Raw genomic sequence first — 15729 nt, forward strand, 5'->3', positions numbered from 1 at the left:
GGTCAGCTCAGGGCGATGACGGAGATGGAGCCGGAACCGGCGTTGGCTACGTAGAGGTTGTCGGCGGAGATGGCCAGGCCTTGGGGCTCCTGTTCGGCTCTGATGGTGTCGACCACCGCCGCGGTCGCCGTATCGATGACCGCGATGGTCGCGGTGGACAGCAAGGAGACGTAGGCGCGGGAACCGTCGGCGGAGAGGGCGACACCGGCGGTTTGCGTGCCGAGATCGACGCTGCCGGTGACGGTTTCGGAGGCGGTGTCGATAAGGATGACGCGGTTGGCGTTGAAGGTGGCCACTGCGGCGCGGGTGCCGTCGGCGGAGAAGGCCAGGTCATGGGGGCTGGTGCCGATTCCGATTGTGGTGATCGCACCGGTGCCGGGTTGGTACACGGTGATGTCCTTCTCGGCCAGGTTCAGCGTGTCGTATTCGCTGATGAACCACTTGCTGCCATCCGGGAGCGGCCAGCTTCGACCAGGCGCGCGGCCGATCGGGATACGGTCTCCGACACGGGCTTTCGTTTCAGCGTCGAATACCGCGAGTCCGTCGCCGTCGGGTACGTAGATCAGCTTGCTGTCCCGGGACATCCCCGCGACCCTCGGCGCTTCGATCGGGCCCAGCTCACCGATCTCCGCCCCGGTTACCCCGTCCAGGATCCGCACGACCTTTCGCGCTTTGGACGGTGCATAGATGCGGCGGCCGTCGGGGGCGACCACCGCTTCGCCGGACATGTCCAGATCGAACTTGACGGTGCGGATGGGCGCATTCGTCTTCGTGTCGATGAATTGGACGCCGCCGACCCTACTGAGGAACTCGCCGCCGCCGGTGGTACCGACAACGAAGAGCTGGGAGCCGTCGGCGGAAATGGACAGTGTGCGAGGGCTCACCTCGGCCGGAATTCGGACCGGTTTGGCCGCAGCAGTCGTCGGTGCGGTCGAAGTCGTTGTGGCCGTGTCGTTTCCGGCATCACGTAGCGCTCTATAGGCGAGACCGCCCGCCACTACCAGGGCGATCACCGCGAGCAGTGCGATCAGCAGCTCGGGCCGGAACCGCCGCGTTGCGGGCACGAATTCGAAGTCGGCTTGCTGGGTGATATCGGCGATTGCACGCGAATACGCGCGGGTGCCTTCCGATACCACCGGCGGTAGCCAGTCCTGCGGTGCGGGCCGAGCGGGCCGGTTCAGCAGGGCGAGTAGATCGGCCGGACGCGGCCGGTCCGCTGGATTGCCCGAAAGACATTGCGCCACAATGTCGCCCAGGGTTCCCGGTGGCGCTCCGGAGAGATCCGGGGCGCCGTTGGCCACCCGCATGAGCAGTGCCATGGCATCACCGTCGCCGAACGGCCCCCGGCCCGAGGCCGCGAAAACCAGCACCGACCCCAGGGCGAACACATCACTCGCGGGTCCGGTGAAATCACCGCGCGCCTGCTCCGGCGACATGTAGGCGGGCGTGCCGATCACGCCGCCGGTGAGGGTGAACGTCTGGCCCTCACCCAGGGCCTGGGCGATGCCGAAGTCGATGACCCGCGGCCCGTCGGCGGCGATGAGCACATTCGACGGCTTCAGATCGCGGTGCACGACCTGCGCGGCATGGATGGCCTGCAACGCCTCGGCCATACCGCGCGCGAGCTCCCAGACCGATTCCACCGGCAGCGGCCCGAATCGGGCCACCACCTGGTCCAGGGCCGGCGCGGCGATGTACTCGGTCGCGCTCCACGGCATCACACCGGAGACATCGGCATCGACGACGGCCGGCGTGTGGAATCCGCCCACCGCCCGCGCGGCCTGCACCTCACGGGCGAAACGCTGCCGGAACTCCCGGTCCCGGGCCAGATGCGGATGCACCATCTTGACCGCCACGAGCCGCCGCCCGGGCGACACCGCGAGGAAAACCGCGCCCATACCGCCCGAACCGAGCCGTCCGAGCAGCCGATACCTTCCGATGGTGCCGGGATCGTCGTCGGCCAGTCGCTGCACCGGCTGCGGAATCTGCGGCGCGTTCATGCGTTGATCGCGTAGAGATTACGGTCGTCGCACACCGCGTACACAGTGCCGGATCCGAACGCGACACCGCCCAGCTTGCCCTCGGCGTCGAACGTCCAGCGCTGCTCGCCGGAACCACTGTCGAGCGTGAAAAGCCTTTTCTCACCGACGCAATACACCGAGTCCGTGCCCACCGCGAGCACGTTGGACAGCTTGTCCTCGGCGCGATACAGCCACTTCACGGTGCCGTCCGCGGCATCGAAGGCGTAGGCCCGGTCGTAGCCGGAGACGAAGACGGTATCGCCGCGCACCACGGCCACCGATCCGCCGAAGCGGTCGAATGACCACAACTGGGTACCGGTGCCGATATCCAAGGCGCGGACGGTGCTCGAGGTCGACATGAAGACGGCGCCACCGGAAACAATCGGGGTATTCAGTCCGTAGAAGCGCTCCTTCGTGTCGCGCACCCGCCAGCGCACCGCGCCGGACGCGGCATCGAGCAGGCAGAGTTCCCCGTCATCGGTCACCGTCACGACCGCGCCACCGCCGGCGAAGATCGGCACATTGCTGGTGCGCGCATCTGTGAGTGCGCTCCAGCGCTGCTCCCCGGTCGCGGCGTCGAAGGCGACGATCCCATTGCTGAGCGAGGACAGCGAACTGAAGACCAGGCCGCCGTCGGCGGCGATAGCACTGCTGATGCCGTCCTTCTCCCACAGTGGGCTTCCGGTCGCGGCATCGAAGGCGGTCAGTCCGCGACTGACGTTGGCGGCGAACACCTTCCCGCCGGAATGCACTGGACCGTGCGCAGGCTGCCGGTGCGTAGGAGCTTTCCAGCGAACCGAGCCGGAGCCGAGTTCGATCGCGTATATCGAGCCGTCGATACTCCCGGTGTATACGGCGTTCCCGGCGACCACAGGCGGCTCCGGCGCGTAGTCGAGGCCGACAAAGGTCCCGACATCGGCTTTCCACCGCAGCGTTCCCCCTGGACTCCGCTGGGCGGCAGGCGCTTTCACATGGAGCCGGTCCGCGGCGACCTTACTGGCGACGGCCACGCCCGCCACCACCGCCAGGCCCACCCCGGCCGCGGCCAGCACCATCCGGCGGCTCGTCCTGCGCTCCGGTCCCACCGGCTCGACCGACGGCGGCGCCGCCACCGCCTGCATCATCGGCGGCGGCAGCCACCGGTGCGGCGTTGTTTCCGTGCGCTGATCGCCCAGCGCTTCCAGGAGATCTGCGGTCGAGGGCCGGGCGTCGGCGTCTTTGTTCAAGCAGGCCACGATGATTCGGTACAGCCGCCCTTCGCGCAACCCGTCCAGGTTCGGCGCGGCGTGCGCTACCCGGTCCAGCACCCGCGCCGTGCTCTTGTCCTCGAACGGCCCGTGCCCGGTGGCGGCCAGGGTGAGCACCGAGCCGAGCGAGAACACATCACTGGCCGGGCCGACCGCACCGCCGAGCACATGCTCCGGCGACATGTAGCCCGGCGTGCCGATGAGGGCGCCGGTGGCCGTGACCGATTGCGTCTCCGTGATCAGCTTCGCGATGCCGAAATCGATGACGCGCGGGCCGGATTCGGTGAGCAGCACATTGCCCGGGGTGAGATCCCGGTGCGTCACGCCCGCCGAGTGAATCGCCGACAGCGCCTCGACGATGCCGGCCGCCAGCTCCGCCACGGACTCCTCCGGCAGCGGTCCGAAGTCGGTTACCAGCTGCTTCAACGACTGTCCCGCAATGTATTCCGTGGCCAGCCACGGCTGCGACGCCTCCCAGTCGGCATCCACCACCGCGGCCGTGTAGAAGCCGCCGACCGCGCGGGCCGCCTGCACTTCACGGGCGAACCGGGCGCGAAACTCGGTGTCGTGGGCCAGATGCCGATGCACCACCTTGATGGCGACCTGTCGTCCGCCGGGTGAGCGGCCGAGCAGTACATCGCCCATGCCGCCGGAGCCGATCCGGCCGATCACCGTGTACGGCCCGACGGTCTCGGTGGTCACCGCAGGCGGTCCATCATGGTGCGCGCCTGGAATTCCGCGGCCTGCCGGACAGCCTCGCGGTCGGCCTGGATATCGAAGCCGGACACCCGGAAGGTGATGCGCACGAACAGGTTCTCGTCCTTCGCCTCCACCTTCACTTCGATATCGGTGCGGCTGGCAACGCTACTGTCTTCCAGCGTGTAGTAGGCGGACGCGCCCAGATTGGAGAGGGCGGCCGCGGTGGTGCCGGCGGGCGGCGCCGCGATGGCACTGGCCTTGGACTGCTCGAAGAGCTCGTCGGCGGAATGCCAGTCGAAGTTCGCCTGCCCGGCGAGACTCGCGTTCTGGAAACCCGCCGAGCATTCGAGACTGCCGCCGGTCCCGGTATTGGTTTCCTCGTGGATGGGCTTGCCCTCCGCCGGGTAGCCGAGTCGCTCGATGGCTGCGAGATCTAATGCAGCACAGGCATTTTCGACTTTGCCGGGCTTATACTTACCGACCTTGTCGATGGACTGATCGCCGGGCTGGTACGTAGTGGTGCCGGACGCACCCGCGGGGCTCTTGTCATCGCTGCCGCCGGACAACATCACCACCGCGAATACCACGGTCGCCGCGAGGACGAGCACGCTCACGGCCGCCACCAACCACGGCGCCTTGCTCGGCCCCGTTGCTCCCTGCTGCGTCACTTCAGTCTCCCGAGCACGGTTCTGGCCTGGTGCTGGCAGTATTCCGCCAGCTTGTCGCGGGTACTGCCGTCGTCCTCGGACAGGTGCAGGTTCACGATGGCGATCACGTTCGACTGGAGGAACCCGAGCTGGCATCCGATCTGCTGGGTGTTGCCGCTATTAGGTTCGTGCACAACGAGATAGGCGTCTTCACCGATCCCGCTTACCGTCTTGGCGGTCACCCCGGACCCGGTTGTGCCGAGCCCAGTGGCCCGATGCAGGTCGTACAGCTGCCGCACAGTCGACATCTGATCCGAAAGCTCGATGTGCAGCATGATGAAACCGTGGTCGTTCATGGTGTTGCAGGAGAGCGTGTCCGCGATCGACGGTAGTTCGATCCTGTCGCCCAGCGGTGTCCCGCTCTGCTTGCCGATCACCTTCTCCGCGGCGGGCAGATCCAATAGGGCACACGCATCACCTAGGCTCGCGGCGGTGTATTTGGTTGCCGGATCGGCTTTTCCGCTCGGACTGGTACTGGTGTCACCGGCTGTCTGAGCTCCGTCGTCGCGCGTCGCGGCAACGACTCCGACGGTCGCCAGAATGATCACGACGAGCAGGCCGCAGACAGCGGCAATGATCCACGGCATTCGCGTGCGTGAATGCTGCTGTGCGGCACCGAATTGGGGCGGCACCGGAACGGTAGCCGCGTCCGGCAAGAATCGCTGCGTGGCCTGCGTATCGCCCGCGAACGAGGGCGAGAGCCGCGTCGTCTGCTCCGGTGCGTCCGCCAGCGCCCGCGCCAGCTCCCCTGCTCTGGGCCGGCGGCTGGGATCGTCGGACAGGCAGTCCCGCAACACTGTTCGCAGACCTGGCGGCAGCGCGTCCAGCCCGTTCTCCAGGAACGGAGTGCGCCCGGTCGCGGCGAACACCAGCACCCCGCCCAGCGCGTACACATCGTCGGCGGGCGACACTTCCCGGCCGGCGGGCAGGTGCGCGCGCCCGAGCCGGGCCCCGTCGGCATCCATCAGCACCGTTTCGCGCCGCAGATCCCCGAACACCTGTCGCAGCGCGTGCATGGCTGCCAGCGCCTCGGCGAGGCGCACACCCATGGCGCGCACCATCGGCTCCGGCATCGGACCATATTCCGCGACAACCCGATCCAGCGTCGGCGGACCTTGATCGCCCCCCGGCTGATCCGATTGTTGGGTCACGTCCCCCGGCCCATTGTTTCCTACCATGGTCGAGTCCTCCCTACCGACCGCGCTGTACAGCGCGGGGAAACTGTATCGCGTAAAACCGGCCTCAGCAGCCGCATTTCCGATTCGATTCGGCGCTGCGCAAAATCCGCCCGCACCCCAGGTGCGAGCGGATTCCATTTCGCCTGTCACGCTTGGTCGTAGGCGTCCTGCAGGGTCTTCGCGTCGATCTTCGACATGGTCTGCAACGCTGCGGCGACCGCGGCCGTCTTCGCCGGATCCTCGCCGATCATCAACTGCGGCAACACCGACGGCGCCACCTGCCAGCTCAGCCCGAACCGATCGGTCAGCCAGCCGCACGGCCCCGGCTGCCCACCCTCGACCAGCGCGTCCCACAGGCGATCGATCTCCTCCTGGGTGTCCACGATCAGTTGGATCGACGCCGCGTCCGTCAGCGGGTGACCCGGCCCGCCATTCAGCAGCGTGACCCGCTGCCCGTCCAGCTCGAGATCCACGGTGAACGCCGACCCATCTGCGAGCCGCGCGATATTCAGCACGCGCGAGTTGGGGACGATCTCGACATACCGCTGCGCGGCCGCTTCGGCGGCGGACTCGAACCAGAAGAAAGTGGTGACGGCCATGATGTGCTCCTCGTGTGTGTTTCCGACCTGCTGTCACCCATAGGTCGGAGCCACTCCCCCCACTTCGACACATCTTCAAAAACTTTCCGAAGATCTTTTTCGCTATTTCTTCTTGGAAGGCAACGAGCGTGCGTAGGTGACGCCACGGTCGACCCACTCACGCAGGATCGCGTCGTCGTCGACGGCTTCGGGCGTGACCCGGAGCCAGCCGTGCGCCTCGCGACCACCCATCACCATGATTTCGACGAAGTCGGCCTCGAGCAGGTCGTCTTCTTCTTTCGGGTCGACGCGGACCAGGAGGCCGCCCTTGCCGCTGGCGGCGACGGCCATATTGCCGCCCACCATGAAGGCCAGGCCACCGAACATCTTCTTCTCGACCAGATGCGGACCGGGTTCGATCAGTTCACGAATCCGCTCGGCCAGCTCTTCGTCGTATGCCATAGGTCACAGTGTGGACCAGGGGACCGACAAGTTCAGGACGCCAGACGCGCCTGCGCCAATTCCCGAGTTGCCGTGCGGTAGCGGTCGGCGATCAGCCGGACCACGGCCGGGTGCACGCCGATGGGTTCGGCGACGCCGTCGGCGCCCGCATCGTGCAGGCGTTGCTGGAACAGCCCCTGGGCGAGCAGGTAGGAGGCGATGAAGACCCGTTCGGCGCCGGAATCGCGCAGGTCGGCAACGACTTCGGGGACGCGGGGTGCGCCCGTGGCGACGTAGGCGATGCGGACCGGGACGCCGAGATGGTCGGTGAGCATCGCGGCGGCGCGGCGAACGTCGTGGCGGGCCCGGGCGTCCGAGGAGCCGGCGGCGGCGAAGACGACCGCGTCACCGGGTCGCCAGCCCGCCGCCCGCAGACGCAGGGCCATGATGCGGGCCAGGGCCGGGTCCGGGCCCATGGCGGGGGTGACGACTACCGCGGGGTGCGAGCTCTCGCCGACTTCGCGGGGGACGTCCTGGTAGACGTGGTAGCCCGAGGCGAGGAAGGCCGGGACCACCACGGCGGGAACGACTTCCGCATCGGAGTGCAGGTCGCGCAGGACCTCCGACGGAGACGGGCCGAGCACGTCGACGAATGCGGTGCGTACCGCCGGAGCGACCTCCGCGGAACCCCGTGCCGGAGCGCCTAACTCAGCGGCCACCGCTTCGGCGAGCGCGGCGATCATCTCGACGCCGCGCGTGCTTCTGGTGCCATGCGCCACCAGCACCAGGGCCGGCGTCGTCACCAGCTGCCCATCGTCTGGGCATACCGCGGTGCGCGTGCCGGGGTGGCGATGCCGTGCGGGCGGGCCGGCGGGGCGGCCGGACGGAGGTTGTCGTCGGCGCATTCGGCGGCGTCCAGTGCGAGCCGGTAGCCCCGTTTCACTACTGTCTGAATGGCTTTCGGCGTACCGAGACCAGCGCGGAGGCGGGCGATAGCGGTTTCCACGGCATGGGTGTCGTCACCGCCGCCGGGGAGCGCGCCCAGCAGGTCCTCGCGGGACACCACGCGGCCGGGCTGCCGGGCGAGCGAGCGCATCAACGCCATCGGCGCGGGCGCCAGCTGCCGCACCGTCCCGTCGACGACGACACACGCACCACGCACGCTGATGTGATGCCCGGCGGCCTGAATCCGGTTGGCGCGCCGCGGAAGTTCCTCGGCGACGTGCCGCGCCAGCGCACCCAGCCGGGCCCGGCCAGGCATGGAGGTGGGCACACCCAGTTCCTCCAGCGGCGCCGCGGTGATCGGGCCGACACATGCGGGCAGCACCCGTCCGCGCAGCGCGTGCAGCACACCTTCCAGGAGACCGGTTTCCTTGGCGCGCATCAGAAGTGACGCCACGGCGGGCGCACTGGTGAAGGTCACGCAGTCCAGGTTCGCGGTGACGATCGCCTCGATCAGCTGATCCATCGGACCCTGATCCTGCGGCGGAGTCCACCGGTACACGGGGACCGGCACGACATCCGCACCGGCACAACGCAATACCTCACAGAAGTCCGGGACCGGCTCCCATTCGGTGGTCGCGCCGTGCAGCTGGACGGCGATGCGCACGCCCTCCACACCTTCGGCGAGCAGATGGTCGAGCACCTCGGCCGAAGACTCCGAAGCCGGTGACCATTCCTCGCGCAGTTCGGCGGCGCGGATGGCGCCCTTGGCTTTCGGGCCGCGAGCCAGCATCCGGGTGGATGCCAGGGTGGCGCGCAGCTCTTCGGCCAGACCCCACCCTTCGGCGGCTTCCATCCAGCCGCGGAACCCGATTCCGGTGGTGGCGACGGTGATCTGCGGCGGTTCTTCGACGAGCTTGCGGGTGACCCGCTCCAGCTCGGTGTCGTCGGCCAGCGGAATGATCCGGATCGCCGGGGCGGACACGATATTCGCGCCGCGGCGGGTCAGCAGCGTGCCGAATTCCTCGGCGCGGCGAGCCGCGGTGATGCCGATGGTGAACCCGGCCAGGCAAGCACCCTGGTCGGCGGCGGTCATGGGGTCTCCGCCGGTTCGTTGGCTACCGACACGATGCCGTCGTCCACGCGCACGGCGTAGACCGGGAGCGCGGCGGTTTCGTCGTCCAGGCAGCGGCCGTCGAGCAGCGAGAAGGCCTGCTTCAGCAGCGGCGAGGCCACTACGGGCACACCGCCGCGGTCGCCGACGAGTCCGCGGGACATGACCGCGGCCCGCCCGAACGGATCAATATTGCCTACGGCGTACAGAATGCCGTCGGTATGTAGGAACAGCGCGGCCTGCTGGCCACCTCTCAGCAACACCGCCACGCCGCGGCCGGGGATCAGGTAGTCGAGACGGCAAGCCTGCGTCCACCCGATGGTGGTAGCTGGTGCAATGCCGGGGGTATCGATCACGGTCATCGGTGTCATCCTCCAAACGCCTTACCTATTGGTACCGGCGTCCTGTTTCTATGGGGTTAAGCCGTCATTTCCCGGGCGTAGCAGCCGGGATTTGTGGCGTACCCAACAGCACCGGCACCTTCCGCTCGCCGCTGTCGTCGAACGAAATCGTCGGATCGGCCTCCGCGGGGGCGTTGACGAAGGAAACGAAGCGCGAAAGCTTCTCCTCGTCGTCGAGCACGGCGGCCCATTCGTCGCGGTAGCCATCGACATGCTGAGCCATCGCGAGCTCCAGATCCGCGGCGATCCCGAGGCTGTCCTCACAGATGACCTGCTTGAGGTAATCCAGGCCGCCCTCGAGCGCTTCCTGCCACGGGGCGGTGCGCTGCAAACGATCGGCAGTCCGGATGTAGAACATCAGGTAGCGGTCGATGTAGCGGATCAGCGTCTCGTCATCCAGTTCACCGGCCAGCAGCACCGCGTGCTTCGGGGTCAGGCCGCCGTTGCCGCCGACGTAGAGGTTCCAGCCGTTCTCGGTGGCGATGACGCCGACGTCCTTGCCGCGCGCCTCCGCGCACTCGCGGGCGCAACCCGACACGGCCAGCTTCAGCTTGTGCGGGGAACGCAAACCGCGGTAACGCTTTTCGAGCAGCACGGCCATGCCGACCGAGTCCTGCTGACCGTAGCGGCACCAGGTGGACCCGACGCAGGACTTCACGGTGCGTAGCGACTTGCCGTAGGCGTGACCGGATTCCATGCCCGCCTCGACCAGGCGCTTCCAGATCAGCGGCAACTGCTCCACTCGCGCGCCGAACAGGTCGATGCGCTGACCACCGGTGACCTTCACGTACAGGCCGAACTCCTTGGCCACCTCACCGATGGTGATGAGCTGCTCGGCGGTGACTTCGCCGCCGGGCATGCGCGGCACCACCGAGTAGGTGCCGTTCTTCTGCAGGTTGGCCAGGAAGTGGTCGTTGGTGTCCTGCAGCGCGGCCTGCTCGCCGTCGAGGATGTGCTCGCTCGAGGTCGAGGCCAGGATGGAGGCGACGGTCGGCTTGCAGATATCGCAGCCGGATCCCTTGCCGTGCTTGGCGATCAGCTCGGAGAACTTGCGGATGCCGGTCGACTGGACGATGTGGAACAGCTCGGCCCGCGACTGCGCGAAGTGCTCACACAGCGACTTGGAAACCTCGACGCCCGACTGCTCCAGCAGCTTCTTGAGCATCGGAACGCAACCGCCACAGGAGGTTCCGGCGTTCGTGCAGCCCTTGATGGCTGGTACATCGCAGGCGCCCTCGGCGATGGCGCCGCAGATCGAACCCTTGGAAACGTTGTTGCAGGAACAGATCTGGGCGTCGTCGGGCAGCGCGTCGGCACTCAATTCGGCACCGGCCGGGGAGATGAGCGCGGCGGGATCGGCCGGCAGCGGCGAACCGACCAGCGGGCGCAGCGCCGCGTAGGCCGACGCGTCACCGACCAGGATGCCGCCCAGCAGAGTCTTCGCATCATCGGAGACAACGAGTTTCGCGTAGGTGCCCTTGGCCGCGTCGTGCAGCACGACCGACAGCGCACCCTCGGTGCTGCCGAAGGCGTCACCGAAGCTGGCCACGTCCACACCGAGCAGCTTCAGCTTGGTCGAGAGGTCCGCGCCCGGGAATTCCCCTGCGCCACCGAGCAATCGGTCCGCCACGATTTCGGCGGTGGTGTAGCCGGGAGCGACCAGGCCGTAGCAGACGCCCTCGATCGCGGCGACCTCGCCGACGGCGTAGATGTTCGGGTCGGAGGTCTGCAGACCCAGGTCGGTGATGACACCGCCGCGCGGTCCGACCTCGAGGCCGGCGGTCTTGGCGATCTCGTCACGCGGCCGGATACCGGCGGCGAAAACGACCACCGCGGCGCGCACCGCGGTCTCGTTGGACAGGGTGATCTCCAGCCGTTCGGCGACCGGGGCGTCCTCGACGACCGCGATGGCCGAGGTACCGACGCCGGTGTGCACGTGCAGGCCCAGGTCGGTGACCAGCTTCTGCAGGATGGCGCCACCACCCTCGTCGACCTGCACCGGCATCAGCCGCGGCGCGAACTCCACCACGTGCGGGGTCATGCCGAGCAGCCGCAGCGCGTTGGCGGCCTCCAGGCCGAGCAGGCCACCGCCGACCACCAGGCCGACCGCGCCCGGCCCGGCGGCCTCGGCCGCGGCCCGGATGCCGTCCAGGTCCGCCAGGGTGCGGTAGACGTAGCAGCCCTCGGAGTCGTGCCCCGGCACCGGCGGCACGAAGGCGTAGGAACCGGTCGCGAGCACCAGTGCGTCGTAGGCGATGACCTCACCGGCGGAGGTGGTCACCTTGCGGGTGGCGCGGTCGATGCCGTCGGCCCGCACGCCCAGGCGCAGGTCCACCAGCTCGTCACCGTCGTAGGTGTTGCCCTGCAGGGCAAGCTCTTTCGGGTCCCAGGCGCCGACGTAGGAGGACAGGCCGACGCGGTCGTAGGCGGGCTGGTCCTCTTCGCTGAGCACGATGACCTGCCATTGACCGGCCTCGTCGCGGGCACGCAGGGCTTCGACGAAGCGGTGCCCGACCATGCCATGGCCGACGACCACCGCGGTCTTGCGGGATTCGTTGTTCATGAGATGTCCTCCCTGGAGGGGGTCGGGTGTCAGGCGCGAGCCGACGAGCTGGAAGAGGTGCTTTCGGCCTCGAGGACGAGGGCTTCGGCCTCGGCGACGATGTCGGAGTCGGTGGCGGTCGGGCGGCGCAGGAAGACCAGGTAGACCACCGCGGCGCAAGCCACGTAGAAGAGCATGAAGACCCAGAACGCTGTGGTCGCGGAGTTGGTCGAGGCATAGGAGGAGCGCAGCACCAGGTTGATGCCGACGCCGCCGAGCGCGCCGATGGCGCCGACGAAACCGATGAGCGCACCCGAGCAGTTCTGCGACCAGGCGGCGCGGGCCGACTCGGGCAGGTCCAGGCTGCGCGACTTGGCGTCGAAGACCGACGGGATGATCTTGGTGACCGCGCCGTTTCCGATACCCGAGAGCACGAACAGTGCGATGAAACCCGTTACCAGCGCGGCCATTACGCCGCCGCTGGGCACGCCGCCGTTGCTGTCACCGACTGTGCTCGCCGCGACCACCAGCACCGCGGCGGCCATCATCGCGCCGAAGACGTAGAGGGTGACCTTGCTGCCGCCGACCCGGTCGGCCCACTTGCCGCCGTACGGGCGAGCGAGCGAGCCCAGCAGCGGGCCGATGAACGCGATCTGCGCGGCATGCAGCGCGGCCTGCGCGGCGATGTCGCCACCGGCCTTGAAGCTGATCTGCAGCACCTGCCCGAAGGCGAAGCTGTAGCCGATGAACGAACCGAAGGTGCCGATGTAGAGGAACGCGATCGCCCAGGACTGCGGCACCTTCAGCGCCGAGACCATGTAGGACAGGTCGGCCTTCTGGTTGGTCAGGTTGTCCATGTACAGCGCCGCGCCCAGACCGGCGACCGCCACGAAGACCAGGTAGATCGCGCAGATCAGCGAGGCGTAGCCATTCCCGAGGGTCGCGATCACCAGCAGGCCGATCAGCTGGATGACCGGCACGCCGATGTTGCCGCCGCCGGCGTTCAGGCCGAGCGCCCAGCCCTTGAGCCGCTGCGGGTAGAAGGCGTTGATGTTGGTCATCGAGGAGGCGAAGTTGCCGCCGCCGAAACCGGCGAACGCCGCCACGATCAGGAAGGTGGTGTACGAGGTGCCCGGCTGGTTGATGAAGTACAGCGTGAGCAGCGTCGGGATGAGCAGCAGCAGCGCGGAGAACACGGTCCAGTTGCGCCCGCCGAACTTGGCGGTGGCCACGGTGTACGGGATGCGCAGGACCGCGCCGGTCAGCGTCGGCACCGCCATCAGGAAGAACTTGCCGGCCGCGTCGATGCCGTACTTGTCGGTGGGCATGAACAGCACCATCACCGACCAGATGGACCAGACCGAGAATCCGACGTGCTCGGCGATCACGGACCAGATCAGGTTTCGCTTGGCAACGTCCTTGCCGCCGGCTTCCCAGGCGGCGACATCCTCGGCATCCCAGTGCTCGATGTTGCGGTTACGCGTCAGCGTGCTCAACGAGGGCCTCCCAAAATCGGTTAGCCCAAACGGTAGAGAGCGGGTATTGCCGGAATGCTGCCCTGAATTGCCGCTATATCAACGGTTGCTCACGATTCTCCGGTCAGCGAGGTGAGTTTCGCCGGAATGTTTCGGGCATGTGACACAAGGGTTTCCGTGGGTGAATAAGACCCGAAATCGAAAAGGAAACTCCGTGAGGTGTGACGCGCACCATCATGCGGCCACACCCGCCGGCCCGCAACTCGAATCAGTGCCAGGTGTCTTCGAGCATCTGCGGCTTGCACGCCTGCCAGGCACCGGCCAGCATCACCAGCACCGCGACGACGAGCAGCGCGAACGGAGCGGCCCAGCCGCCGGTGGCGGTGTGCAGCATGCCGAACACCAGCGGACCGGAGCAGGCCACGGCGTAACCGACGCCCTGGGCGAACCCGGACAGCGTCGCCGAACCCTGCGAGCTACGGGTGCGCATGTTGATCAGGGTCAAGCACATCGGGAAGGTGCTCGGCCCCAGGCCCAGCAGCAGAACCCACAGCAGCGGCACGCTCATCGGCGCGATCAGCAGACCCGCGAAGGAGACGAAGAAGCACGCGGCGAAGGCGAGGACGAACGGGAACGGGTTGCGCACCTTGGCCACCAGCGTCGGCGCGGTGAACGCCGCGGACAACCCGACCAGGGCGAACAGCCCGACCATGGTGCCGCCGAACGCGTCACTGGCGCCCGCGTCCTCCAGGATGCGCGGCAGCCAGGCGAACATGGCGTAGGTGATCAGCGAGGTCATACCGAACATGCCGGCCATGCCCCAGGCCAGCGGCGACCGCCAGACCCGGCCCTTGGGCTCGTCGCCCGAGGGCAGCCCGGTGGTGTCGGCCAGATCGCGCCCGCGCCGGGCGCGCAGCACCCAGACCCAGGGCAGCGCCGCGGCGAAGCCGATCGCGGCCCACAGGCCGAGCGAGATGCGCCAGCCGTGCGCGTTGGCCACCGGCACCGCGATCAGCGCCGGAATCACCGTGCCCAGCTGGACCATCGTGATGTACAGCGAGCTGACGATCGCGAGCCGATCGGAGAAGTAGCGCTTGACCAGTGGCGGGATCACGACATTGCCGATACCCATGCCGGCCAGAGCGAGCGCGGAGAAAGCCAAGAGTTCGCCGGTGTTCGGGACCACGGCCCGGATCAGCATGCCGCCGCCCGCCGTCAGCATGGCGAACATCGCGGTGCGTTCCAGTCCGAATCTGCTCACCATGATCGGCGTGATCAGGCCGGACAGCGCGAACATGGCGGCCGGGATCATGCCGAAGACACCGATGACGGCGGTCGAGTAACCGATATCCGCGCCGATCCGCTCGGCGAGCGGGCTGAACGCGGTCACGGCGACGCGCAGGGTGAGTGCGGACATCACGATCGCCAGCAGCACGAGCAACCGACCCTCGATCAGCCCACGCTTACGCTGCTCGACCCGGGCGATGCCGGGTCGAGGGGTTGCGGTTTCCGCGTGGACTGTGGTTTCCGAGAGGGTTGCTGTCACCCCGAAATCATAGGATGACCCGACGATAGGAGGCAACGATTTGTGACGGGCGGTACTCTGTTTCGGTGCAACCAGTCCGGCGCACCAGCCTCATTGCCCAGGTAACAGAGCAGCTGCGTGCCGAAATCCGTTCAGAGCGTTGGCCTATCGGCTCTCGAATCCCCACCGAACCGGAGCTCACCGAGCTCACCGGGACGGGCCGCAATACCGTGCGCGAGGCCGTCCAGGCGCTCGTGCACGCCGGCATGCTCGAAAGGCGGCAAGGCTCGGGCACCTATGTGGTCGCGGCCTCGGAGGTCGGCGGCACGCTCGGTAAGTACTTCGCCGACGCGGAAGAGCGCGACGTGCTCGAGCTGCGCCTGGCGCTCGACACCAACGCGGCCGCGCTGGCCGCGCGGCGGCGCGACGACAGCGACATCGCGACACTGCGCCGGCTACTCGACGTGCGCAACGAGAACAAATGGGACGAGGGCAACCACGCGGCCATCACCGCCGACGTGGAACTGCACCGCGCGATCGTGGTCGCCAGCCACAACGCGGTGTACCTCGAGTTCTACGACTCGCTGCTGCCGACCATCGAGCAGGTGATCCGGGCACGAACCTCGAAATCCGACGACTCCTACGACGCCGAGCACATCGAGCTGGTGCAGGCCGTCATCGATGGTGATCCCGAAGCCGCCGCGGCCGCCGCGCGCTGTTTCCTCGCGTCACTGATCGCGGAATATCCCGACCGCTAGTTACCGCCTTAATTGCGGCAGCAAACATAAGTCCAACTGGTCCCGTATTCAGAACGACAAGTAACCAACTGGTCACCGACCGCGTTTCCCCAATGTGAGTC

Annotated in this window: 13 protein-coding genes; 1 reads left to right on the forward strand and 12 read right to left on the reverse strand. The window is 67.7% G+C overall.

The window, feature by feature from the left end; genetic code table 11:
* Positions 1-2 precede the first annotated feature (2 nt).
* The 12 genes from IBX22_RS37410 to IBX22_RS10765 all read right to left on the reverse strand — a co-directional run bounded on the left by IBX22_RS37410 (position 3) and on the right by IBX22_RS10765 (position 14891).
* Entirely contained in the window at positions 3-2000 is a 1998-nt protein-coding gene (locus IBX22_RS37410; RefSeq protein ID WP_228538291.1) for a protein kinase, read from the reverse strand.
* Positions 1997-3970, reverse strand: coding sequence for a PQQ-binding-like beta-propeller repeat protein (locus IBX22_RS38275; RefSeq protein ID WP_194815133.1), 1974 nt, complete (start codon positions 3968-3970; stop codon positions 1997-1999). The genes IBX22_RS37410 and IBX22_RS38275 overlap by 4 nt, the downstream gene beginning before the upstream one ends.
* Complete coding sequence (locus IBX22_RS10720) at positions 3967-4635, reverse strand: hypothetical protein (RefSeq protein ID WP_194815134.1); 669 nt, start codon at positions 4633-4635, stop codon at positions 3967-3969. Before IBX22_RS10720 ends, IBX22_RS38275 begins: the two co-directional genes overlap by 4 nt.
* A complete protein-coding gene (locus tag IBX22_RS10725) occupies positions 4632-5747 on the reverse strand; it encodes a hypothetical protein (RefSeq protein ID WP_194815135.1) in 1116 nt (371 codons plus the stop codon). Before IBX22_RS10725 ends, IBX22_RS10720 begins: the two co-directional genes overlap by 4 nt.
* Positions 5748-5998: 251 nt before the next feature.
* Positions 5999-6451: a VOC family protein gene (locus IBX22_RS10730; protein WP_194815136.1), complete on the reverse strand. Its 453-nt coding sequence runs from the start codon at positions 6449-6451 to the stop codon at positions 5999-6001.
* Positions 6452-6553: 102 nt separating this feature from the next.
* Positions 6554-6892, reverse strand: a complete 339-nt coding sequence (locus tag IBX22_RS10735) for a TfoX/Sxy family protein (protein ID WP_194815137.1) — start codon at positions 6890-6892, stop codon at positions 6554-6556.
* Between the two features lie 32 nt (positions 6893-6924).
* Positions 6925-7674 carry a sirohydrochlorin chelatase gene (locus tag IBX22_RS10740; RefSeq protein ID WP_194815138.1) on the reverse strand — a complete coding sequence of 250 codons (750 nt, stop codon included), beginning with the start codon at positions 7672-7674 and terminating at the stop codon, positions 6925-6927.
* Positions 7671-8909 (reverse strand): uroporphyrinogen-III synthase, encoded by a 1239-nt coding sequence (locus IBX22_RS10745; protein WP_194815139.1) that lies wholly within the window; start codon positions 8907-8909, stop codon positions 7671-7673. Before IBX22_RS10745 ends, IBX22_RS10740 begins: the two co-directional genes overlap by 4 nt.
* Positions 8906-9289: a nitrite reductase small subunit NirD gene (gene nirD / locus IBX22_RS10750; protein WP_194815140.1), complete on the reverse strand. Its 384-nt coding sequence runs from the start codon at positions 9287-9289 to the stop codon at positions 8906-8908. Before nirD ends, IBX22_RS10745 begins: the two co-directional genes overlap by 4 nt.
* 64 nt (positions 9290-9353) lie before the next feature.
* Complete coding sequence (nirB, locus tag IBX22_RS10755) at positions 9354-11891, reverse strand: nitrite reductase large subunit NirB (RefSeq protein WP_194815141.1); 2538 nt, start codon at positions 11889-11891, stop codon at positions 9354-9356.
* A gap of 29 nt (positions 11892-11920) precedes the next feature.
* Positions 11921-13366, reverse strand: a complete 1446-nt coding sequence (locus IBX22_RS10760; RefSeq protein ID WP_194815142.1) for a NarK/NasA family nitrate transporter — start codon at positions 13364-13366, stop codon at positions 11921-11923.
* 247 nt (positions 13367-13613) lie between these two features.
* On the reverse strand, positions 13614-14891 hold the full coding sequence (locus tag IBX22_RS10765) for a CynX/NimT family MFS transporter (RefSeq protein ID WP_375540215.1): 1278 nt from the start codon (positions 14889-14891) through the stop codon (positions 13614-13616).
* Between the two features lie 65 nt (positions 14892-14956).
* Between IBX22_RS10765 and IBX22_RS10770 the strand changes: the two genes are divergently transcribed.
* A complete protein-coding gene (locus tag IBX22_RS10770) occupies positions 14957-15628 on the forward strand; it encodes a FadR/GntR family transcriptional regulator (RefSeq protein WP_194815143.1) in 672 nt (223 codons plus the stop codon).
* Positions 15629-15729: the final 101 nt, after the last annotated feature.

Source organism: Nocardia sp. XZ_19_385, from assembly GCF_015355755.1.
Classification (GTDB): Bacteria; Actinomycetota; Actinomycetes; order Mycobacteriales; family Mycobacteriaceae; genus Nocardia.

Coding starts and splice junctions, on each gene's coding strand:
- IBX22_RS10725 (WP_194815135.1), bottom strand. CDS start 5,747: ATGCCGGAGCCGATGGTGCGCGCCATGGGTGTGCGCCTCGCCGAGGCG.
- IBX22_RS10745 (WP_194815139.1), bottom strand. CDS start 8,909: ATGACCGCCGCCGACCAGGGTGCTTGCCTGGCCGGGTTCACCATCGGC.
- IBX22_RS10735 (WP_194815137.1), bottom strand. CDS start 6,892: ATGGCATACGACGAAGAGCTGGCCGAGCGGATTCGTGAACTGATCGAA.
- nirB (WP_194815141.1), bottom strand. CDS start 11,891: ATGAACAACGAATCCCGCAAGACCGCGGTGGTCGTCGGCCATGGCATG.
- IBX22_RS10730 (WP_194815136.1), bottom strand. CDS start 6,451: ATGGCCGTCACCACTTTCTTCTGGTTCGAGTCCGCCGCCGAAGCGGCC.
- nirD (WP_194815140.1), bottom strand. CDS start 9,289: ATGACCGTGATCGATACCCCCGGCATTGCACCAGCTACCACCATCGGG.
- IBX22_RS37410 (WP_228538291.1), bottom strand. CDS start 2,000: ATGAACGCGCCGCAGATTCCGCAGCCGGTGCAGCGACTGGCCGACGAC.